The organism is Mesorhizobium sp. M5C.F.Ca.ET.164.01.1.1, from assembly GCF_004792125.1.
GTDB lineage: Bacteria > Pseudomonadota > Alphaproteobacteria > Rhizobiales > Rhizobiaceae > Mesorhizobium > Mesorhizobium wenxiniae.
Map to the genome: position 1 here is coordinate 319,303 of NZ_SRTG01000001.1, position 21,586 is coordinate 340,888.

The 21,586-nt window shown below is 62.6% G+C and carries 19 protein-coding genes and 2 pseudogenes; 11 read left to right on the forward strand and 10 right to left on the reverse strand.

The window, feature by feature from the left end:
- Window positions 1–27 precede the first annotated feature (27 nt).
- Window positions 28–2,529 carry a heavy metal translocating P-type ATPase gene (locus tag EN807_RS01485; protein WP_135933612.1) on the reverse strand — a complete coding sequence of 834 codons (2,502 nt, stop codon included), beginning with the start codon at window positions 2,527–2,529 and terminating at the stop codon, window positions 28–30.
- 241 nt (window positions 2,530–2,770) lie between these two features.
- Here EN807_RS01485 and EN807_RS01490 point away from each other — a divergent pair, with 241 nt between their 5' ends.
- The gene (locus tag EN807_RS01490) at window positions 2,771–5,572 is read left to right on the forward strand and encodes a [protein-PII] uridylyltransferase (protein WP_135933613.1); all 2,802 of its coding nucleotides are present in this window, start codon (window positions 2,771–2,773) and stop codon (window positions 5,570–5,572) included.
- Window positions 5,573–5,618: 46 nt separating this feature from the next.
- Window positions 5,619–7,202 (forward strand): murein biosynthesis integral membrane protein MurJ, encoded by a 1,584-nt coding sequence (gene murJ / locus EN807_RS01495; protein WP_135933614.1) that lies wholly within the window; start codon window positions 5,619–5,621, stop codon window positions 7,200–7,202.
- 46 nt (window positions 7,203–7,248) lie between these two features.
- Here the strand turns inward: murJ and EN807_RS35375 are convergent, their stop codons facing one another.
- Complete coding sequence (locus EN807_RS35375) at window positions 7,249–7,410, reverse strand: hypothetical protein (protein ID WP_164783944.1); 162 nt, start codon at window positions 7,408–7,410, stop codon at window positions 7,249–7,251.
- Window positions 7,411–7,843: 433 nt separating this feature from the next.
- On the opposite strand from EN807_RS35375, the gene trpS reads away from it, so the two are divergent.
- From trpS to EN807_RS01515, 3 genes are all read left to right on the forward strand, one after another.
- The gene (gene trpS, locus EN807_RS01505; RefSeq protein ID WP_135933615.1) at window positions 7,844–8,941 is read left to right on the forward strand and encodes a tryptophan--tRNA ligase; all 1,098 of its coding nucleotides are present in this window, start codon (window positions 7,844–7,846) and stop codon (window positions 8,939–8,941) included.
- 133 nt (window positions 8,942–9,074) lie between these two features.
- On the forward strand, window positions 9,075–9,566 hold the full coding sequence (locus EN807_RS01510) for a universal stress protein (protein ID WP_095493836.1): 492 nt from the start codon (window positions 9,075–9,077) through the stop codon (window positions 9,564–9,566).
- 177 nt (window positions 9,567–9,743) lie between these two features.
- Entirely contained in the window at window positions 9,744–10,313 is a 570-nt protein-coding gene (locus tag EN807_RS01515; RefSeq protein WP_029347737.1) for a NifU family protein, read from the forward strand.
- Between the two features lie 116 nt (window positions 10,314–10,429).
- On the opposite strand, the gene EN807_RS01520 is transcribed toward EN807_RS01515, so the two are convergent.
- Window positions 10,430–11,047 (reverse strand): L,D-transpeptidase, encoded by a 618-nt coding sequence (locus tag EN807_RS01520; protein ID WP_135933616.1) that lies wholly within the window; start codon window positions 11,045–11,047, stop codon window positions 10,430–10,432.
- 224 nt (window positions 11,048–11,271) lie between these two features.
- On the opposite strand from EN807_RS01520, the pseudogene EN807_RS01525 reads away from it, so the two are divergent.
- Window positions 11,272–11,463: pseudogene (locus tag EN807_RS01525) on the forward strand (MerR family transcriptional regulator); the annotation flags it as partial.
- Here the strand turns inward: EN807_RS01525 and EN807_RS01530 are convergent.
- Window positions 11,455–11,776: pseudogene (locus EN807_RS01530) on the reverse strand (GYD domain-containing protein); the annotation flags it as partial. The pseudogenes EN807_RS01525 and EN807_RS01530 overlap by 9 nt on opposite strands.
- Window positions 11,777–11,923: 147 nt before the next feature.
- Here EN807_RS01530 and EN807_RS01535 point away from each other — a divergent pair.
- On the forward strand, window positions 11,924–12,223 hold the full coding sequence (locus EN807_RS01535) for a DUF1330 domain-containing protein (RefSeq protein WP_127317620.1): 300 nt from the start codon (window positions 11,924–11,926) through the stop codon (window positions 12,221–12,223).
- Between the two features lie 326 nt (window positions 12,224–12,549).
- On the forward strand, window positions 12,550–12,810 hold the full coding sequence (locus EN807_RS01540; protein ID WP_135933617.1) for a hypothetical protein: 261 nt from the start codon (window positions 12,550–12,552) through the stop codon (window positions 12,808–12,810).
- Between the two features lie 239 nt (window positions 12,811–13,049).
- Here EN807_RS01540 and EN807_RS01545 read toward each other — a convergent pair whose 3' ends face one another.
- The 3 genes from EN807_RS01545 to EN807_RS01555 form a co-directional block, all read right to left on the reverse strand.
- Window positions 13,050–13,247, reverse strand: coding sequence for a hypothetical protein (locus EN807_RS01545; RefSeq protein WP_135933618.1), 198 nt, complete (start codon window positions 13,245–13,247; stop codon window positions 13,050–13,052).
- Entirely contained in the window at window positions 13,244–14,032 is a 789-nt protein-coding gene (locus EN807_RS01550) for a hypothetical protein (protein WP_135933619.1), read from the reverse strand. Before EN807_RS01550 ends, EN807_RS01545 begins: the two co-directional genes overlap by 4 nt.
- A 657-nt stretch (window positions 14,033–14,689) precedes the next feature.
- Complete coding sequence (locus EN807_RS01555; RefSeq protein WP_135933620.1) at window positions 14,690–15,631, reverse strand: IS1595 family transposase; 942 nt, start codon at window positions 15,629–15,631, stop codon at window positions 14,690–14,692.
- A 109-nt stretch (window positions 15,632–15,740) separates the two neighbouring features.
- Between EN807_RS01555 and EN807_RS01560 the strand changes: the two genes are divergently transcribed.
- The 3 genes from EN807_RS01560 to EN807_RS01570 all read left to right on the forward strand — a co-directional run bounded on the left by EN807_RS01560 (window position 15,741) and on the right by EN807_RS01570 (window position 18,240).
- Window positions 15,741–16,241 (forward strand): MmcB family DNA repair protein, encoded by a 501-nt coding sequence (locus EN807_RS01560; RefSeq protein WP_135935745.1) that lies wholly within the window; start codon window positions 15,741–15,743, stop codon window positions 16,239–16,241.
- 186 nt (window positions 16,242–16,427) lie between these two features.
- Window positions 16,428–17,174: an SDR family oxidoreductase gene (locus tag EN807_RS01565; RefSeq protein ID WP_135933621.1), complete on the forward strand. Its 747-nt coding sequence runs from the start codon at window positions 16,428–16,430 to the stop codon at window positions 17,172–17,174.
- A gap of 43 nt (window positions 17,175–17,217) precedes the next feature.
- On the forward strand, window positions 17,218–18,240 hold the full coding sequence (locus tag EN807_RS01570; RefSeq protein WP_135933622.1) for an RNA polymerase subunit sigma-70: 1,023 nt from the start codon (window positions 17,218–17,220) through the stop codon (window positions 18,238–18,240).
- Here EN807_RS01570 and nhaA read toward each other — a convergent pair.
- From nhaA to EN807_RS01585, 3 genes are all read right to left on the reverse strand, one after another.
- Window positions 18,237–19,427, reverse strand: coding sequence for a Na+/H+ antiporter NhaA (gene nhaA / locus EN807_RS01575; protein WP_135933623.1), 1,191 nt, complete (start codon window positions 19,425–19,427; stop codon window positions 18,237–18,239). The two genes, EN807_RS01570 and nhaA, sit on opposite strands and share 4 nt — an antisense overlap.
- Window positions 19,428–19,628: 201 nt before the next feature.
- Window positions 19,629–20,192: an ActR/PrrA/RegA family redox response regulator transcription factor gene (locus tag EN807_RS01580; protein WP_135933624.1), complete on the reverse strand. Its 564-nt coding sequence runs from the start codon at window positions 20,190–20,192 to the stop codon at window positions 19,629–19,631.
- Between the two features lie 64 nt (window positions 20,193–20,256).
- Entirely contained in the window at window positions 20,257–21,582 is a 1,326-nt protein-coding gene (locus EN807_RS01585) for an ActS/PrrB/RegB family redox-sensitive histidine kinase (RefSeq protein WP_189522438.1), read from the reverse strand.
- Window positions 21,583–21,586: the final 4 nt, after the last annotated feature.

Below are 21,586 nucleotides of genomic sequence, written 5' to 3' on the forward strand. Positions count from 1 at the left end.
GAACGAATTTCTATCTGGAGGCTTGGCTCAGAGTTTCAACGTCCTGAGCCGCAACGCGTTGGTGATGACCGAAACCGAGGACAGGCTCATCGCCGCTGCCGCAATCATCGGCGACAACAGCGTGCCGGTGAGCGGATAGAGCATGCCGGCGGCGACCGGCACGCCAAGCACGTTGTAGAGGAAGGCGAAGAACAGGTTCTGGCGGATGTTGCGGATCGTCGCCTGGGCGAGCGTGCGGGCCCGGACGATGCCGTTGAGATCGCCCTTGACCAGCGTGATCCCGGCACTTTCGACGGCGACATCGGCGCCGGTGCCCATGGCGATGCCGACATCGGCGGCGGCCAGCGCCGGCGCGTCGTTGACGCCGTCGCCGGCCATGGCGACGCCGGCGCCCCTGGCGCGCAACTCCTCGACCAGCGCGCTCTTCTGTTCCGGCAGCAGGCCGGCACGCACCTCGTCGATGCCGAGTTTGCTGGCGATGGCTTTCGCCGTGCGTTCGTCATCGCCGGTCGCCATGATGATCTTGAGGCCGCGGTCGTGCAGCGCCTTGATCGCTTCTGATGTCGTCGCCTTGATCGGGTCGGCGACGGCGACGATGCCGGCCAGTTTCTTGCCGACGGCGACGAACATCGCAGTCTTGCCCTCGGCCTGCAGCGCCTCGGCGCTGGTCGAGATGGATGCGATATCGATTCCGAGAGCGGCCATCATCGCCGCGTTGCCGAGCGCGACGTTCTTTCCCGACACCGTGCCGGAAACGCCCTTGCCGGTCACCGCCTCGAAACCGCCGGCGTCGGGAATTTTTACCCCGCGTTCACGGGCGCCTTCGACGATCGCCTCGGCCAGCGGATGCTCCGAGCCTCTTTCGAGGCCGGCGGCAAATGCCAGCAGATCATCCTGCGTTATGCCTTCGGCGACGAAGTCGGTCAATCTCGGCCGGCCTTCGGTCAATGTGCCGGTCTTGTCGACGATCAGCGTGTCGACCGAAGCAAAGCGTTCGAGCGCCTCGGCATCCTTGATCAGCACGCCGGCATGCGCGCCGCGCCCCGTGGCGGTCATGATCGACATCGGCGTGGCAAGCCCCAGCGCGCAAGGACAGGCGATGATCAGCACCGAGACCGCAGAGACGATGGCAAAGATCAGGCTGGGTTGCGGCCCGAAGGTCGCCCAGGCGATGAACGCAACGATCGCAACCACCACGACGGCCGGGACGAAATAGAAGGAGACGCGGTCGGCCAGACCTTGGATCGGCGCGCGCGAACGCTGCGCCTTGGCGACGAGCTCGACGATCCGCGCCAGCGTGGTTTCGGCGCCGATCCTCTCGGCGCGCATGATCAGCGAACCGTTCTTGTTGAGCGTGCCGCCGGTGAGGGGGTCGCCTTCGGTCTTTTCGACCGGCAGCGGCTCGCCTGACAGCATCGATTCGTCGATGGAAGAGCGGCCTTCCAGCACGATGCCGTCGACCGGCACGGCATCGCCGGGGCGGATGCGCAGGCGATCGCCGGCCTTGACCGTGTCGAGCGGCACGTCGTTTTCGGAACCGTCCTCGCCGATCAGCCGCGCGGTCTTCGGCGCGAGGTCGAGCAGCGCGCGGATCGCCGAGCCGGTTTTCTCACGGGCGCGCAACTCCAGCACCTGGCCGAGGAAAACCAGCGCCACGATGACGGCGGCCGCCTCGAAATAGACCGGCACCGTGCCCTCATGACCGCGGAACTGGTGCGGAAATATATCCGGGAACAGCGCGGCGACGACGCTGTAGAGATAGGCCGCACCAACGCCGAGCGAAATCAGCGTCCACATGTTGGGGCTGCGGTTGAGAACCGAATCCCAGCCGCGATGGAAGAAAGGGAATGCCGCCCACAGCACAACCGGGCTGGCCAGCGCCAATTCCACCCAGATCTTCGCCGAATCCTCGACGAAGGCGCTAAACGTCACCCCGAGCATTGGCGCCATGGCGAATATCAGCAATGGCACCGACAACACGGCGCTCACCCAGAACCGCCTCGTGAAGTCGACCAGTTCCGGGTTCGGCCCCTCATCGCCGGTCGGCACGCCCATCGGCTCCAGCGCCATGCCGCAGATCGGGCAGGCGCCTGGCTTGTCGCGGACGATTTCGGGATGCATCGGGCAGGTGTATTGCGTGCCTTTCGGCATCGCCTGCGGCTCTGGCTTGTCGCCAAGATACTTTGCCGGCTCCGCCTCGAATTTCACCTTGCAGCCGGCCGAACAAAAATAAAAGCCCTGGCCTTCATGCCGGGAAAAGTGCTTCGCGGCGGCACGGTCGACACGCATGCCGCAGACCGGGTCGGTGGCGGTAAGGTACTTTTCCGGCTCGGCCGTGAATTTCGAACGGCAGCGCTCGCTGCAGAAATGATAGAGATGGCCGCCATGCTCAGCTGTCGGCTTGCCGGCGGCCGGATCGACGGTCATGCCGCAGACCGGATCGCGAATGACGGCGTCGGCGACGGACGGAACAGCTTTTGCCGCGCAGCAGCCGCTATGGGCGTGATGGTCATGGTCGGAATGCGTCATGCGGAAATGCCCCTGTGTCTCGGTTCTGAAACGGAGGTAGTGCTTCCAGTGACTGGAAGGTCAAGAACCAAATTTCTGTTTTTCTTGCCGAGGCGCGCCAAACCACCGGCGGACAATCCCGCATCCAGCCGCCGCCGCATGCCATCGACGACTTCGTGGAGAGCGTGTCCGTCCGCCCCATACCCAGCGCCGCGAAAACGCGCTATAGACGCCGCCAAAACGGCGAGGCCGAACGGCACTTATGGCAAGAATCTCTCTAAAGCTCGATGAACTGATCGACAGCCAAGCCTTGCGCTGCGAGATGACGGCGCTGACCGCGGCCACGGCAGGCGACGGCTCCGGCAAGGCTGCGCGCGCCGGTGTTCTCCAGCTTCTCAAGGGCAGGCTGACCGCCGGCCGCAGCATCGCCGAACGCATGCTGATGGACGACGGCAGTGGCACCGCCTGCGCCGCCCGGCTGTCGCATCTCATGGACGAGATCATCCGCGCGCTCTACGATTTCGCCGCCACCCATGTCTATCGCGTCAAAAACCCGTCATCGGCCGAACGCATGGCCGTCATCGCAGTCGGCGGCTATGGCCGCGGCACGCTGGCGCCGGGATCCGACATCGATCTCCTGTTCCTGCTGCCCTACAAGCAGACGCCATGGGGCGAGCAGATCGTCGAATACATGCTCTACATACTTTGGGATCTGGGGCTGAAGGTCGGCCACGCCACCCGCAACATCGACGAATGCCTGCGGCTGTCGCGCATCGACATCACCATCCGCACCTCGATCCTGGAAGCGCGTTTCCTGTGGGGCGAGCAGAAGCTCTATGACGAGCTCTTGCAGCGTTTCGACCGCGAGGTGGTGCGCACGACCGGGCCCGAATATGTGCAGGCCAAGCTTGCCGAACGCGACGAGCGCCATGCCAAGGCCGGCGAAAGCCGCTATCTGGTCGAACCCAACGTCAAGGACGGCAAAGGCGGCCTGCGCGACCTGCAGACGCTGTTCTGGATCGGCAAGTATTTCTACCGGGTGCGCACCGGCGAGGAGCTGGTCGACAAGGGCGTCTTCACCGGCACCGAATACCGGGAGTTCCAGAAGGCCGAGGATTTCCTGTGGGCGGTGCGCTGCCACATGCATTTCCTCACCGGCAAAGCCGAGGAACGGCTGCATTTCGACATCCAGCGCGAGATCGCCGAGCGGCTGGGCTATACCACACATCCGGGCCTGTCGGCGGTCGAGCGCTTCATGAAGCATTACTTCCTCGTCGCCAAGGATGTCGGGGATCTCACCCGCATCTTCTGCGCTGCACTCGAGGAAGAGCAGGCCAAGCATGTGCCGGGCTTCAACCGCATCTTCCTCACCTTCTCGCGCCGTAAGCGCAAGCTTGCCGGCACGTCCGATTTCATTATCGACAACCATCGCATCAACGTCGCCGACGACCTGGTGTTCGAGCGCGATCCGGTCAATCTCTTGAGGCTGTTCTGGTTCGCCGACAAGCACGGGCTGGAATTTCACCCCGATGCGCTGAAGCTGCTGACCCGTTCGCTCGGCCTCGTCGGCAAGGCGCTCAGGCGCGACGAGGAAGCCAACCGGCTGTTCCTCGACATATTGACGTCAGACCGCAATGCCGAACTCAATCTCAGGCGCATGAACGAGGCGGGACTGCTGGCAAAGCTGATCCCGGATTTCGGCAAGATCGTCGCCATGATGCAGTTCTCGATGTATCACCACTATACGGTGGACGAGCACCTGATCCGCTGTATCGGCGTGTTGGCCGAGATCGAGCGTGGCGACGGTGAAAAGATCCACCCGCTTGCCCACACGCTGATGCCGGGGCTGAAGAAAAGCCGCGAGGCGCTCTACGTCGCGGTGCTTTTGCACGACATCGCCAAGGGACGGCCCGAGGACCATTCCGAAGTGGGTGCCCGGATCGCGCGGCGCATCGGCCCGCATATGGGGCTGTCGGCGGCCGACACCGAAACAGTTGCCTGGCTGGTCGAGAACCACCTCGTCATGTCGATGACGGCACAGACCCGCGATCTCAACGACCGCAAGACGATCGAGGATTTCGCCGCGATCGTGCAGTCGGTCGAACGGCTGAAGCTACTGCTCATCCTCACCGTCTGCGATATCAGAGGCGTCGGGCCCGGCGTCTGGAACGGCTGGAAAGGCCAATTGCTGCGCACGCTCTACTATGAGACCGAATTGCTGTTGACCGGGGGATTTTCGGAAGTGTCGCGCGCCGAGCGAACGGCGGCGGCACGCGAGCGGCTGGCCGAAGCGCTTGCCGATTGGTCCGAAAAAGCCCGCAAGCGCTATGTCGGCCTGCATTACGAGAACTACCTGCTGACGGTCGATCTCGCCGACCAGCTTCGCCACGCCGAATTCATCCGGGAGGCGGATGCGGCGGGCAAGAAGCTCGCCACGATGATCAAGACCCATCAGTTCGAGGCGGTGACCGAGATCACCGTGCTGGCCCAGGACCATCCCCGCCTGCTTTCGGTCATTGCCGGGGCATGTGTGGCGGCCGGCGGCAACATTGTCGACGCGCAGATCTTCACCACCGCCGATGGCCGCGCGCTGGACACCATCCTGATCTCGAGGGAATTCGACCGCGACGAGGACGAACGCCGCCGCGCCGGGCGCGTCGGCCGCCTGATCGAGGATGTGCTGTCGGGCAAGAGCTGGTTGCCGGAGATGATCGAGAAGCGCACCAAGCCGCGGCGCGGCGCCAAGGTCTTCCGCATCCCGCCGCGCGCCGAAATCCGCAACACGCTGTCGAACCGGTTCTCGGTGATCGAGGTCGAGGGGTTGGATCGGCCGGGCCTGCTGTCCGAGATCACCGGGGCGTTGTCCGACCTGTCGCTCGACATCGCGTCGGCACACATCACCACCTTCGGCGAAAAGGTCATCGATACCTTCTATGTCACCGATCTCACCGGCCAGAAGATCGACAGCCCGACGCGCATGGCCGCCATCCGAAACAGACTGGTCGCGGTTCTCGAAGGCACCGTGCCGGAGCGCGGTGGCAAGGCCAAGGCCGCGGCCGAGTGACAACCACCATTTATTTGTCCCAATCCTGCAGGCAGTCTCCAGACGCATGAGCCTTGTCAAAAAGTTCGCGACGGTCGCTTCCGGCACGCTGATGAGCCGTGCCCTCGGCTTCGGCCGCGAGATGCTGATGGCGGCCGCACTCGGCACCGGGCCGATCGCCGACGCCTTCAACGCGGCGTTCCAGTTTCCCAATACCTTTCGCCGGCTGTTTGCCGAAGGCGCCTTCAATGCCGCCTTCGTGCCGCTGTTCGCCAAGGAAATCGAGACCCACGGCACCGATGGCGCCAGACGCTTTTCGGAAGAGGTGTTCGGCGTGCTGTTCACGGCGCTGCTGGCGCTGACCATTGCCATGGAACTGGCGATGCCGCTGATCGTGCGCTACCTGGTGGCGCCGGGCTTTGCCGACACGCCGGGAAAATTCGAGATGACGGTCCGGCTTGCGACCATCATGTTTCCATACCTGATCTGCATGTCGCTCGGCGCCATGATGGCCGGCATGCTGAATTCGCTGCGCCGCTATTTCGCCGCGGCTGTGGCGCCAGTGTTCCTCAATATCATCCTGATCGGCGTGCTCGCCTATTCCTGGCACAAGGGATCGGACGCGCGCACCGTCGGCTTCGCGCTGGCCTGGGGCGTGCTGGCGGCGGGGCTGGTGCAACTGGCGATCGTCTGGGTGGCGGTGCGCCATGCCGGCATCTCGATCGGTTTCCGCAGGCCAAAGATGACACCCAATGTCAAGCGGCTGCTGATCCTGGCGCTGCCGGCGGCAATCACCGGCGGCATCACTCAGATCAACCAGCTGATCGGCACCGCGATCGCCTCGGCGCAGGACAGTGCGGTGTCGTCGCTCGCCTATGCCGACCGAATCTACCAGCTGCCGCTCGGCGTCGTCGGCGTCGCCGTCGCCATCGTGCTTCTGCCCGAACTGTCGCGGGCGCTGAAGTCAGGCAATCTGATCGAAGCGGCCAATCTGCAGAACCGGTCGGTGGAGTTCACCTTGTTCCTGACCTTGCCGGCGGCGGCGGCACTGCTGGTCATGTCGGAGCCGATCGTGGGGCTGGTCTACGAACGTGGGGCATTTGCCGCCAACAACTCGACGCCAATCGTGGCGGCAATCCTGGCGATCTTCGGCTTGGGTTTGCCGGCCTTTGTGCTGATCAAGGCGTTCACGCCCGGCTATTTCGCCCGCGAAGACACGCGCACGCCGATGATCTTCGCCGCCATCTCAGTGGCGGTGAACATTACCACCGCGCTGACGCTGTTTCCGCAGATGGGCGCGCCGGGCATCGCCGTCGCCTCGGCCGTCGCCGGCTGGGTCAATGCGCTGATGCTGCTCGGCGTGCTGATCCGGCGCGGTCACTGGGGCCGCGACGTACCACTCATGAGACGCATCCCACGGCTGGTGCTGTCGGCGGCGGTGATGGGGGCGGCGCTCTATTTTGCCGAGCACTGGTTTGCCGCCCAACTGGCCTCGGGCTCACCGCTGGTCGTCAAGGCTACGACGCTTCTCGCGCTGGTTGCCGGCGGAGCGTTGCTTTATTTCGTCACCGCCTTCGCCACCGGCGGCGCCGATTTCGGCATGATCCGGCGCAATGTCAGGCGGAAGGGCTCCCCTTCGACTAGGGAATAGTCTCCAGATCCGTAAACCTAGCCGTAGCGACCCCCGTCGACAAGCATCAGTCTTCGCCGGACAATTCGTCATAGACCGGGCGCGGCAGCGGCTTACGTGCCTGCTTGTTAAGTTCGATCCCGAGTTCATCCCGAAGTCGCGCCGCTGTCTCCAGTGGCGTCTCGCGGCCATGTCGGCGCTCCAAAGCTTTCTCGTTGGAGACGGTCATCCATTTCCCGTCAGATCGTTTGCAGAATATGTTCCACCCTATCATACATATTCGGCGCCGCCCCTCATTGCCCTGCCGGGCATTTCTCCCCGTAAACGGGGGGAAAGAAGCTGGCTGCCCCTCGGCGCCCTTCCTGCAACGCTTGTCGTTGGCGAAACCGTCGATGACGCTGTCTTTCTCCCCGTCACTATACTGTCACTATACGGGGAGAAATGCCCGGCAGGGCAATGAGGGGCAGCGCCGACCTGTCAAGCCGAGACAGGCGCTAGAAGCGCGGCGCCAACAACATCGAACAAGCAATCGGACCTGAAGCAAATTGCTCTGCCGCGATCGCCAACAGCCTCTTGATCCGCTCCCCGCTCTCGTCCATAAGCGCGCCGTCGAAAGACTTTCGCCGCGCGCGAAACGGCCCTCCACAAGCCAGGGAAACACCATGACTGACTCCAATCAGCCCGCCTTCAATCAGCCTGCCTTCAAGCCACTTGTCTTTTCCGGCGTCCAGCCGACCGGCAATCTGCATCTGGGCAACTATCTCGGCGCCATCAAGAAATTCGTCGCCCTGCAGGACACCTCCGATTGCATCTATTGCGTCGTCGACCTGCATTCGCTGACCGCGCAGCTTGTCCATGACGATCTCAAAGACCAGACGCGCTCGATCACCGCGGCGTTTCTCGCCTCCGGCATCGACCCGAAGAAGCACATCGTCTTCAACCAGTCGCGGGTCATGCAGCACGCCGAGCTTGCCTGGATCTTCAACTGCGTGGCCCGCATCGGCTGGATGAACCGGATGACCCAGTTCAAGGACAAGGCCGGCAAGGACCGCGAGAATGCATCGCTCGGGCTGCTTGCCTATCCGAGCCTGATGGCGGCCGACATCCTCGTCTACCGCGCCACCCACGTGCCGGTTGGCGATGACCAGAAGCAGCATCTGGAGCTGACACGCGACATCGCGCAAAAATTCAACAACGACTTTTCGGACCGCATCGCCGGCCTTGGTGTCGGCGTCGAGATGAAGGTCGGCGAGGAGACGGTGAACGGTTACTTCCCGCTGACCGAACCGATCATCGGCGGACCGGCGGCGCGCATCATGTCGCTGCGCGACGGCTCGAAGAAGATGTCGAAATCGGACCCGTCGGACCTGTCGCGCATCAACCTGACCGACGATGCCGACAGCATCTCGAAGAAGATCCGCAAGGCCAAGACCGACCCCGAGGCGTTGCCCGGGGAATTGGACGGCTTGGTCAACCGGCCGGAAGCCGAAAACCTGGTCGGCATCTATGCGGGTCTGGCCGAGATATCGAAGGAGGCGGTGCTGGAGGAGTTCGGCGGCCAGCAGTTTTCAGTGTTCAAGCCGGCGCTGGCCGACCTTGCCGTGGAAAAGCTGGCGCCGGTCGCCGGCGAGATGCGCCGCATTTGCGATGACCGCGCCTATGTCGACGCGGTGCTCAGGGATGGCGGCGAGCGGGCCGGCGCCTTGGCCGAGGCGACGATGAAGACGGTGCGCGACATCATCGGCCTGCTGCAAAGCTGAACCTTAAGCGCCGCGCATCCGTTTGGACGCGCCAAGGACGCTCTAACGCACCAGCATCGCTACATCTGCCGGTCGCTTGCGGCCGGGCCGTGGCGGTGGCAGATTGCGACCGAAACCATCGAACAGGGTGACTATGGTCTCCAAACGCCTCAGCCGCGAAGCCGGCCATCGCCGCAAGTTCCTGGCGATCATCGACGACACGCCCGAATGCGAGAGGGCCGTCGTCTACGCCTCGAAGCGCGCGCAGAGCACCAACGGCGTTCTGGTGCTGCTCTACGTGATCGAGCCGGATGATTTCCAGCATTGGCTGGGTGTCGAGAAGATCATGCGCGAGGAGGCCACCGCCACCGCGCGGGCCGCACTTGATGCATACGCCAACAAGGTGCGCCAGAAACTCGGCATCGAGCCGGAACTGGTGGTGCGCGAAGGCAAGCCGACCGAAGAGATCCACAAATTGATCGAGGAAGACCAGGATATCGCCATCCTCGTGCTTGCGGCCGGCGCCGGCAAGGAGGGGCCGGGTCCGCTGGTCGGTGCTGTCGCCGGCAAGGGCGCCGCCTTCCCCATTCCAGTGACGGTGGTGCCGCAGAACCTGTCGGACGAAGAAATCGACAGCCTGGCCTAACGCAAAATCAAAGTGCTACAGCTTGCTTTGCGCGTCCAATTGAACGCACGGCGCGGTAGAAGAAAATTCATTCTCTCGGGCGGCCGTTCCGGCGATGCCTTTCGCTTGAATGTCCCGCCGATAAGGCCTATTTAGAATTATTCCAAACTATCTGCCCGAATGGGCACGGAGACATCCATGTTCATCCAGACCGAATCGACGCCAAATCCGGCGACATTGAAGTTCCTGCCCGGCAAGGAAGTACTTGTCGAAGGCACCGCCGATTTCCGCGATGCCGACAGCGCCGCTACGGCTTCGCCGCTGGCCGGCCGGCTGTTCGAGATCCCCGGCGTCACCGGCGTCTTCTTCGGCTATGATTTCATCACCGTGACCAAGGACGGCCCCGACTGGCAGCATCTGAAGCCGGCGATCCTCGGCGCCATCATGGAGCACTTCATGTCCGGCGCGCCGGTGATGGCCAAGGCCGGCCCCGCTGCCGAGACCAGCCAGACCGGCGAATTCTACGACAAGGCCGACGAGGAACTGGTCATCACCATCAAGGAACTGCTCGACACGCGGGTGCGCCCGGCCGTCGCCCAGGATGGCGGCGACATCACCTTCCGCGGCTTCGAGAACGGCACCGTGTTCCTGCACATGAAGGGCGCCTGCGCCGGCTGCCCGTCGTCGACGGCGACGCTGAAGCACGGCATCCAGAACCTGCTCCGGCATTTTGTGCCCGAGGTGCAGCAGGTCGAACAGGTCTCTTAACGACTCAAAAAACGTCAATTCGCCTGTCGCGCGATAACAAAAAACCGGGCTAAAGTGCCCGGTTTTCTGTTCTGCGACGTCCATTTGTTGCCTAGACGGTCCGCGTAAGAAAGTTTTTACAAGACTATCACTTTAGCGCCGACGGAGGTGCGGTCGTAAAGCTCGATAATATCTTGATTCATCAGCCGGATGCAGCCCGACGACATCGCCTTGCCGATTGAGTTCCACTCCGGGCTGCCATGCAGGCGGTAGCCCGAATCGCCGCCCCTGTTGAACAGATACAGGGCGCGCGCGCCGAGTGGGTTGGTCAATCCCGGCTCCATGCCGCCGGCAAACTTGGCGAGCTCCGGCTGGCGCTTGATCATCGCCGAAGGCGGCGTCCAGGTCGGCCATTCGCGCTTCACCGCGATACGGGCGGTGCCGCGCCATTCAAAACCCTCGCGGCCGACGCCGATGCCGTAACGCATCGCCTCGCCGCCGCCCATGACGTAGTAAAGAAACTTGTTCTGCGTATCGACGACGATGGTGCCCGGCTTTTCATCGGTGTCGTAGCTAACGACCTGCCGACGGTACTTGAACGGCACCTTTTCGATCGGAATGCGCGGCAGTCGATAGCCCGCATCGGTCATCGGGCCATAGTTGTTGGTGAATATCTGCGAGCCGATGGTGCTGCAACCAGCAATAGCCGTCGACAGCGCAAGTGCGGCGACGATTGCGAATGACTTCATGCGCATGAAAAGGTCCGATGCCCCGCCCAAAGGTAGCGGCACGAGACGGCCGCTTTGTCGCCATCATTCATGCTGGCATTTGCTTTGCTTGCCAAGCGGGCGATGCCTATATGCAGGGGCTTACGTGCCGGTAAGTCGGCAACTGTGGCTTTTCGGCAACGGCTACCATAAGATTATGTAATGAATTCAATGGGGCGGCCCGCCAACCCGCCGGAAGTCGAGGAGCTGTCATGAATGCCGGAGATGCCGCCCAGCGTTCCGGTCTGCCGGCCAAGACCATCCGCTACTATGAGGAGATCGGCCTGATCCGTCCGGCGCGCGCCGGCAACGGCTACCGCGATTATTGCGGCGACGACATCCACCGGCTGACTTTCTTGCGCCGCGCGCGCAATCTCGGCTTCTCGATCGACGACTGCCGCCGGCGGGCGATACCGGATCGACTTAGCCTTCCCAAGCGCTTGCATCGTCTCTTCGACGCTTAGGAGGACGGTGGTCTCATACGAGCTGAGCGCCCCGCCCGCACCGATAGCCAGCATGACAGATGCCATCGAAACGTTGTCTGGAGCCTCCCATAGATTCCAGCCATCGTGCTCTCCGAAGGCGTACCAGAACCCGTGTAGCTTTCCGCCCACCGATTCGATGTAGAACGGGCCGCCTCGCGTCGATCCTCGGGGTTTTCGATCAAGCGCGCCCAGGTTCGGGCGTATAGCTGAATTGCGTGAGATACATCGGCATGGCTCGTCTCCTCCCAGAGCTGCCCCCAACGATTGTAGTAAAGCGCCCGATACAGGGAGAGGCGAGTCGTTTCCGAGGCGTAGTACCGGTGGCTTAGTTGCGGGGCCGCTAATGGAGGTGCTTCACTGGCTTCAGGGAGTAAGGCCAATGGCAGCGTATCTCATTGCTGATGTAGACATAACCGATGCCGCCGTTTTCGAGGAATACCGCCGGGATGTGCCAGCAACCGAAGCGCGCTATGGGGGACGGTACATCGCTCGTGGCGGAGCCACCAAAGTGCTGGAAGGCGATTGGGAACCTCATCGCCTGGTCATTGTCGAGTTTCCGGACATGGCCTCGCTCATGGCATGGTACGGCTCTCCAGAGTACAGCCGGCTCAAAGCTATCCGTGAACGCTGCGCAAAGACGAGGATCATTGCTCTGGAGGGCGTGATCCCCGTTGGTTGAAGGCCGGGTTTGTCAACCAGATAATCGCCTGAAGAAAGGCGATTACCTGGTTGACAAACCCAAGGCGCTGAATAGTGTTGGGCCAGCGCTACAGGACTTGTATCGGCCTGCCCCTCCACAAGGCGGGCCGTTTGCGTTGGAACCTGCGTCCGATTTCACAGTTTGGTAAGGACCAATATGGCACCATGTCGCGCATTCGCAGTTGCGAAATAGTTTGCTGCGATGCAATAACTACGCCATATTGTGTGGATAAACGTGTTCGCATACACTCCGACGATAAACGCAAGGGAGGACTTCCCCGGTCGAACGTCGGAGAAGGAGCGTTAATGATGGACAAGACCGCAATTCGGTTGGTCGTCTTCAAAGACGGCGACCACTACATCGCCCAAGCCTTAGAGGTTGATATCGCCGCTCAAGGGGACACCCCCGAAGAAGCGTCGCGGCGTCTTGGCATTGCGCTGAACGCGGAAGCTCGCGACGCGAAAGCGGAGGGCCGCAATTTGCTTGACCTTGGGCCGGCTCCTGAGACTGTTCGTGTCCTATACGAGGACCGAGTAGTGAGCCGCGAACAAAAGATGGTCGCGTAAAGGGTGGCAACCCTCGGCCAGTACATGTTCTGGCTGAAGTCTCAAGGTGGCGGAACTTGTCGTTCTGGTATTCAAGCGGACCCGGATATCGGCATGGTCCCCGTGACCAAGCTGGTTTCGAAGGATGGGTATGTTGTTTACCCCGGCAATGACCAGAGCGAAGAGCTATCACCATACATGATTGAGTACTTTGACCGCCGCTTGCGCGTCATCTCGCCCTTTCGGTCGGTCCCGCGCGCCTAATCCTTCGCCTGTTCGCGCTTCCGGCGCACCAGTTCTTTTATCGCTTCGTTGGTGAGTTTCGGCGCCTTCGCGATCTTGTTCACCACGGCTTCAAAGGCGGCGTCTGACTGATCAGTTTTCAGTTCACGCGCGGCTTCGCGAAACTTCTCAATCTGCGTTTTTCCCGCCGCCTTCGGCGCGGACTTTTTCGTCACTGGAACGCATCTCCCGACTTGCTGTCATCCTCATAGACCAGATCGAAGCTATTTTCGAGGATTTGGAGCCAGAGCTTCCTCTTTGCCTTCGGCCAGTCGGTTCCTGGTGGCGGCAGGCGATCTATCAGGCCCTTGATAATAGGATCTAGCGTTGGCGCATCACCGCCGTTACCGGTGCCTCCGCCGCTCCCACTGCCGCTGCCGCCCTTGCTGCCGCCCTCATCGCTGGCCTTAAAGGAAGCTGATGCCGGTATCACCAAGCGATTGCGCCCACTCTCATAAAATCCCGCTTCCTCTGCGGAGCGCTCCAATGCTTGACGAGCGCGTGATGTCTGCTTCGGAGCCACACCCCAAGTTTTGATATCCCGCTCGAATGCCGCCGCCGGCGGCACGACACCGCCTTTGTAGTTTTCGTAAACAAGCTTGTAGAGGGGGACCGTCAAGAAGGCTTCGACCTTTGCCTTGCGCTCCTGAGCGGGATCGGCTGACGCGCGCCCAAGCGCTGTCAACTTGAGACCGGGCCCATTCGGTTCCATGAGGCCGAACGTTCGCGTCGTTCCAATACGCACTCGGAAGCCGCTGCTCTTTGGGCTGAGGTTCATCCATGCCGCAAGCTGGTCTTCGGTAGCTTCACCCTGCCCGACGTTGTCATGGAGCGTTCGAACCACGTCGAGCGCATCGGAAAGAGACATGTAGGGGAATTGTATCGTTGAGCGCTCGCGCTCCTGCGGTCCAGAACTTTCTTCCGTCGTCTGCTCTTCCTGATGTTCAAACTCTGTGTTCATCGGAGAGGCTCCCTTTCTTCAAAAAAATGAAAAGAACAATTATCGAACTTTGGATAGCCTTCATATAGATATATGCGGAAATTGGCAATAGCAGAATGTTATGCCGAAAACGGGTTAGCGCGCACTAAGCGGTGGCTTGGCCATTGACTGACGAAGGCAGATGTGGCCTATTCCCGCGCGCGGCAAGCCGCCAACATGATTCCGAGAGGATCTGGAATGAAGAGACCTGCTTAGCCCCTCGCGCTCTGGCCATTGGCGTCAGAGGGGAGACTAAGAGAAAAGCCGCCAAACCGGTTGCAACGGTGAGGCGGCTCTAGAATGACCAGCAGTCGGAAAGGGCGGTAAAGCCCCGCGACCCAGGATCACAACACCCTGAGAATCGCATCTTTGCCGCCTCTTTTCAAGGCCCACACTCTGAAAAGAGGGTGTCGCGATGATATGGGTCAATCCCTACACGCGCTTCCGTTTCGGACGCATAGAATCCGTCTGCGGCCACTATCGCAGCCGATAAGACGGCGCTAGCGGCGTAGCCGCCTAGCCGTTCCGACCAACCTAACTGCCGGGGACTAGGTCCCCGGCCTTTTCTTGCTGCGCCTCGCATACCGCCAAAGTGGAAGCTCCAATTGCACGGATTTGCGGAAGTGTCGTCGCTTGTCGTCAAGCAGGTCTATAATAGGTGAGGCGCTTACCGGCGGCACCTTTCAACGCGATAAAGGCGCGGGTGCCGTCATCAACGCCAAGGGCAATGCGGTTGCTGTAGCGGAAATCGAATTCGGCAAGGTAGCGGTGCAGGTGGTGCTCGGCGTAATGCTGATAAACGCCCTTCATGCCGCGCTTGAAGATTGAATAGAAGCCTTCCACCGTGTTGGTATGGATGGTGCCGCGAACATACTCGTCTTTGGAGTGCGTCACAAAATCGTGCGATGCGAATTCTTGGCCTACGCGGCGATAGATGCCGGACTCGTCGGTCATGAGTGCGCTTTCCTTGGCGATGTTGGCGCGGACGATTGGCATGATCGTTCCAATGCGGGCCGTATCGACATGAAACGAACGGGCGCGGCCACCGCGCTCGACAAGCGTAACCACAGTGTTCTTGTGAGCGCCACCACCACGCCTGACCGGGGTGCCCTTGAGGCGTCCGCTGTACGTCTCGTCTACTTCGACGGTCTTGCCGTTGCCACCAAGCGGGGAGAGGTCGCCAGACGCCATAGCAAGGCGAATGCGATGGCACAAGAACCAAGCGGCTTCATAGGTGCATTCGAGTATGCGGTGCATCTGGTGAGCGCTGACGCCCTTCTTGGAGGCGCACATGAGGTGAATAGCCTGTAGCCACTTGGTCAGGGGCAAATGGCTTTCCTCGAAGATCGAACCCATGCGGACGGTGAACTGCGCACGGCAAGCGCTGCACTTATAGAGACCGTGCCGTTCGACGCCGTTCGGGTTCTTCTTGGAAGGCTTGGTGCGGATGCCCTTCAATTTGTAGTGCTTGTCCACAGAGCCGCATTTCGGGCAAACCGGACCATTCGGCCACAAGATCGCCTCGACGTGTTCGAATGCCTTGGCTTCGTCGTGGAATTCGGGGCGGGACAGAACGGACATGGAAATCTCCTATGCCCTTACCCTACGTAATCACGTTGGGTTTGTCAACCATATAATCGCCTGAAGAAAACGGGTTCAAACCGTGAACAGAATCTGGCATGGTGCCGCCATGCCAATCATCTCGCCTGTCCCTCTCAACCCCCTTATCGACGGCCGTCAGTCGGAGCGCGCGATGCTGGTTCGGCGCGGCGTGCAGCGGCTGCTCAAGGAAATGGGCGCGCATGTGCTGCCCGAACTGTCGCTGGCGACCGGGCGCCGCGCCGACCTCGTCGCGCTGACCCGGCAGGGCGACATCTGGATCATCGAGATCAAGTCCTCGATCGAGGATTTCAGGGTCGACCGCAAATGGCCGGACTACCGGCTGCATTCCGACCGTTTCTTCTTCGCCACGCATCCCGGCGTGCCCTCGGAGATCTTTCCGCAGGAATGCGGTTTTATCCTTTCCGACGGCTATGGCGCCGAAATCCTGCGCGATGCGCCCGAGCACCGCATGGCCGCGGCGACCCGCAAGGCGCTGATGCTGAGGATCGCGCGGGCCGGTGCAGCGCGGCTGCTCGCGGCGGAACTCGCCGGCGTGGCGGTGCCGGCGCTGGAGGGCGAGAGCGAGTAGGAGTGCGCCGCGTCGGCGACAGGCCTCGCACGTCGCCACCTAGCGTTGGCGTCGGACCACGCCTTCATGCGGGCCTGCCGATCCTCTCGATACAATTTTTGATCTCGCACCGATGATTTCCGCCTGCCTGCGCTGTCCTGATCAATAGGCGCTGGAATGGTCCGGCGGCGGAAAGAGAGGTGATCCATGGGATCGTTACAGGGTCAGAATGTCGTCGTCATCGGAGGCAGCCGGGGTGTCGGCCGCTCGATCGTGGAAGCCGCGCTTGGCGAGGGAGCAACAGTCCTTGCCGTTGCTCGTGGCACAGCCGCCCTGAAAGAGCTCTCCCGGGAAACACCAGGCGTGAAGACGCTTGCGGTCGACGCCACCGAAGAGACCGCACCCGATGCGGTTTTCGCGGCGCTTGAGCCAGACGTCCTGGTGATCTGCGCCGGCGCCCTCGCGCCGTCCGCGCCCGTCCAGGAGCAGAGCTGGGAGGACTTCTCGGCAAACTGGGAAATGGACGTCAAGGCATCGTTCCTGTTCTGCAAGGCGGCACTCCAGGGTCGGCTCAAGCCGGGGAGCCGGGTGGTTCTGATCTCCAGCGGCGCGGCATTCAGCGGCGGACCGCCGAACTCTGGCGGCTATGCCGGCGCAAAACGCATGCAGGTGTTCCTCGCCGGTCATAGCCAGAAGGAATCGGACCGACTTGGTTACGACCTGCGTTTCATGGCGCTTTCGCCGGCGCGTATCATGCCGGGCACCGGCGTCGGCGATCGCGGCATCGACGGCATTTCGGCCTATGTGGGCATTAGCCCGGCGGACTTCCTGGCGAGCATGACCGACATGCAGACGCCGGCCGATGTCGCACGAGCTGCAATCGCGCTCGCCACCGGCCAGGCTCAGGGCAGCTCGTTCGTGGTGAGCGGCAGTGGACTTGCGGCGGCGGCATGAGGCGCGCAGGATGCCAGCCGACTTCAGCACCGCCGGGCTTCCCATGACAGACGCTCCTGGCCCTCTTGAGCCATCGGGCCGGTCGGTCCTCGATCGGCTGGCCTTCGAGCGCTTGACAGTGGCTCATCGCCGCGAGCTTAAGCTCCACTGCTACCGGATGATGGGCTCGTTGCACGAGGCGGACGACCTCGTGCAGGACACCTTCCTGCGGGCGTGGCGCGCACGGTCGCAGTTCGACGGACGAGGCTCGGTTCGCGGCTGGCTCTACACGATCGCCACCAATAGCTGCCTCAACGCCATCAAGGCGAGGTCGACAGCGCATCGCATTCTCCAACAACCCGAACGGCCGCCCTCCGACGGGCGGGCCGTCGACGGGTCTGCCGAGTTCACCTGGCTGGAGCCTTATCCGGACGCCGAGCTTCCGAACCTCGTTGACGGCGAGCCCGGTCCGGAAGCGCGCTACGAGACCCGTGAAGCGGTTCAACTTGCCTTCGTCGCGGCGATCCAGCTTCTGCCGCCCAGGCAGCGGGCCGCCCTGTTGCTTTGCGACGTGCTGGGGTGGTCTGCGGTCGAGACGGCGCAATTGCTGGGTGGATCGACCGCTTCGATCAACAGCGCCTTGCAGCGGGCCCGCGCAACGCTTGGCGAGCGATACCCTCAGGGACGCCCCGTGCAGTGGCCACGGTCCAGTCCGGAAGAGGGCCTTCTGCTCGAACGCTACATGCGGGCCTGGCAGACCGCCAACCTCGACGGCTTCATCGAACTCTTGAGGGAAGACGCCACCTACCACATGCCGCCATGGCGGGAATGGTACCAAGGGCGCAAGGCGATTCGCGATTTCATCGAGACCGTGTGGGGCAATTTTGCGGGCTATCGCACGGTGGCCACCCGAGCCAACGGCCAGCCCGCTGTCGGGGTCTATGCACTGGACCATCGTGACCTTGTATGGCGACCCCACTCGCTGCATGTTATTGAACCCGCCGACGGCAAAATCGCCTCCCTGACGACCTATGTGCCGCCGCTCGGACCCGAACTGTTTGCAGCCTTCGGCCTGCCGCCGGTCTAATCCTCTTCCGCCCCATTCGCCGCCGGCGCGACCAGCAGCACGGCGGCGCCGAGTATCGCGGCGATGAAGGAGCCGGCGAGGATGCCGACCTTAACCGCGTCCTGCAGCTCGACATTGCTGGCGAAGGCGAGCAGGCCGATGAACAGGCTCATGGTGAAGCCGATGCCGCAGAGCAGCGAAATGCCGATCATGTGCAGCCAGCCGGCATTGACCGGCAGATCGGCAAAGCCGAGCCTGATGGCAAGTGCCGAGGAGCCGAACACGCCGACCAGCTTGCCGGCGACGAGGCCGGCGGCGACGCCCAGCGTCAGCGGCTCGACCAGAGCGGCAGCGCTCAGGCCGGCCAGCGAAACGCCGGCATTGGCAAAGCCGAAGATCGGGACGATAACGAAAGGCACTATCCTGTGCAGCCCGTGTTCGAGCCGATGCAGCGGCGAATGGTCGAGATCATGGCTGATACCCGGGGAGATCTTCAGGGGTATGGTCAGGGCCAGCGCTACGCCGGCGAGCGTGGCATGAACGCCCGATTTCAGCACCAGCACCCACAGAATGACGCCAAGCACAAGATAGGGCAGCAGCGTCAGCACGCGCATGCGGTTGAGCATGATGAGCAGAGCGATGACCGCGAAGGCAGCGCCGAGAAAGGCGAGCGACAGGCCGCTTGTGTAGAACACCGCGATGATGACGACCGCGCCGAGGTCGTCGAGGATGGCCAGGGCGGTGAGGAATACCTTCAGCGACCCCGGCACGCGAGTGCCGAGCAGCGACAGTACGCCGAGCGCAAACGCGATGTCGGTGGCGGTCGGGATCGCCCAGCCGGACAGAGCGGCTGGATTGTCGCGATTGATGGCGATGTAGACAAGCGCTGGAACCAGCATGCCGCCGGCGGCGGCGATGCCGGGCAGGACGCGCCGCGGCCAGGTCGAGAGCTGTCCGTCCAGCATCTCGCGCTTGATCTCGAGGCCGACCAGCAGGAAGAAAACGGCCATCAGGCCGTCATTGATCCAGTGCGATACGCTGAGCGGTCCCAGATAGGCGTGAAGGGCGTCGAAATAGGCCTGGGACAGCGGCGAATTGGCGACGATCAGGGCAAGGGCTGCGGCTGCCATCAGAACGATGCCGCCGGCCGCCTCGCTACTGAGAAATTCGCGAAAAATGGAAGCCGGCCGCTGCTTCTGGTCCTGCATCTGCTCTCCGTCCTATCGGCCGGCAGGGCCGGTGTTGCCTCGTGCGATGATGCGCAAACACCGACGGCAGGGCAAGTCTCTACAGCGCCGCGCGTCCTTTGGGACGCGCAAAGGAGGCTGTAGCACTTTGATTTTGCGCATGATCCCCAGCGAAAGCCGATTCCGCCATTCGCCGACACGAACCTTCGGTTCGGTCAGGCGTCAGCGCGGCGCGCGCTTGGCGAGTATCCGCTGCAGCGTGCGACGGTGCATGTTGAGCCGGCGCGCGGTCTCGGAGACGTTGCGGTCGCACATTTCGTAGACGCGCTGAATGTGCTCCCAGCGCACGCGGTCGGCCGACATCGGGTTTTCAGGCGGCGCGGCGCGTTCGCCCGCGGTGCGGGTAAGGGCCGCGAAAACGTCGTCGGCATCGGCTGGCTTCGACAGATAATCAACGGCCCCCAGCTTCACCGCCGTCACTGCGGTGGCGATGTTGCCATAGCCGGTGAGAATGATGGCGCGGGCGTCGTCGCGCTTCTCGCGGATGGCGGCAACGACGTCGAGGCCGTTGCCGTCGGCGAGCCGCATGTCGACCACGGCATATGCGGGCGGGTTGGCGCGCGCCTTGGCCACCGCCTCCTCGACGCTCTCGGCGGTCTCGACCACGAAACCCCTGGCTTCCATGGCGCGGGCAAGGCGCGTGAGGAACGGCTTGTCGTCGTCGACGATCAGCAGCGAGGTGTCCTCGCCTTCAACCATTGCGCCAGTCGTTTCGTCGCCGTTCATCGTCTTCTAAATTCCTGCTGCCCGATTTTTACGCAGATATAGTTTTGGAGCGCTATTGTCCAATTCAAGCCGTGTCAAACATGGTGGCCGAAGCCGATTCAGGGTTGAGGAAGACGCTGCGCGGCCACGATATTTGCACGACGGCGCCCTCGCCCGGTTCGTTTGAATTGCGGAAATCGAGCGTGGCCCCCGAGCGTTCAAGCAAGGTCTTGGCGATGAAAAGCCCCAGACCGAGGCCGCCGCCGGCCTCGGTGCCCTGCCGCGTCGACATATAGGGCTCGCCGATGCGGTCGATGATTTCAGGAGGGAAACCCGGCCCGTCGTCAGTGATCGAGAAGGTGACGGCGGCCTCGTTCCAGCTCCAGCGCACGGTGACGCTCTTACGGGCAAAGTCGACGGCATTCTCGACCAGATTGCCGAGGCCGTAGATTACGCCGGGATTGCGCCGCCCGACCGGTTCGGGGCCGATGCGCTCGCCAGGGCGAAGCTTGATCGAGATGCCGAAATCGCGGTGCGGGGCCGTCATCTCCTCGACCAGCGAAGTCAGCGGCATGCGGGAGAGATGCGCCTCGCCCTCGGAAGACAGGCTGGTCAGGCGCATGAGGATTTCCCGGCAACGCTCGCTCTGCGAGCGCAGCAGCGTCACGTCCTCGCCGTATTTTGGGTCGTTGCGGAGCGCCTTCTCCATCTCCTTGGCGACAAGCGTGATGGTGGCCAGCGGCGTGCCGAGCTCATGCGCGGCGGCGGCGGCCAGACCGTCCAGCGCCGACAAATGCTGCTCGCGCTGCAGCACCAGCTCGGTGGCGGCAAGCGCGTTGGCGAGCAGCCGGGCTTCCTCGGCCACGCGGAAGGCATAGATCGCGGTGAAGGCGATCGAGGAAAACACCGCCATCCACATGCCGGCGACATAAATGAACGGCATCTCCAGCGGCGCGCCCTCGTACCAGGGCAGCGGCAGATGGAAGAAGACCAGCAGGCTCGCCGCCATCATCACCAGCGCGCCGAGGATGGCGGTCAGGCGCAGCGGCAGCGACGTCGCCGAGATGACCACGGGCACGGTGACCAGCACTGAAAACGGATTGGTGAGGCCGCCCGTCAGGTAGAGCAGGCCGGCAAGCTGCAGGCTGTCGATGGTCAGGATGGCGAAAGCCGGCAGCGGGGTCAGCCGATGCGCCGCCGGATAGCGGAAGGTCAGCAACAGGTTCATCCAGGCCGAACAGGCGATCAGCGCGAAGCAGGGACTGACGGGCAGCGGGAACTTCAGCCCATAGGCAACGACGATAACCGCCAGGCTCTGGCCGACGATGGCAAGCCAGCGCAGCCTGATCAGCGTGTTAAGGCGCAGCCGCTGGCTTTGCTGGAAGTCGGGCGCCCGCAGGATGTTTATCATGGCC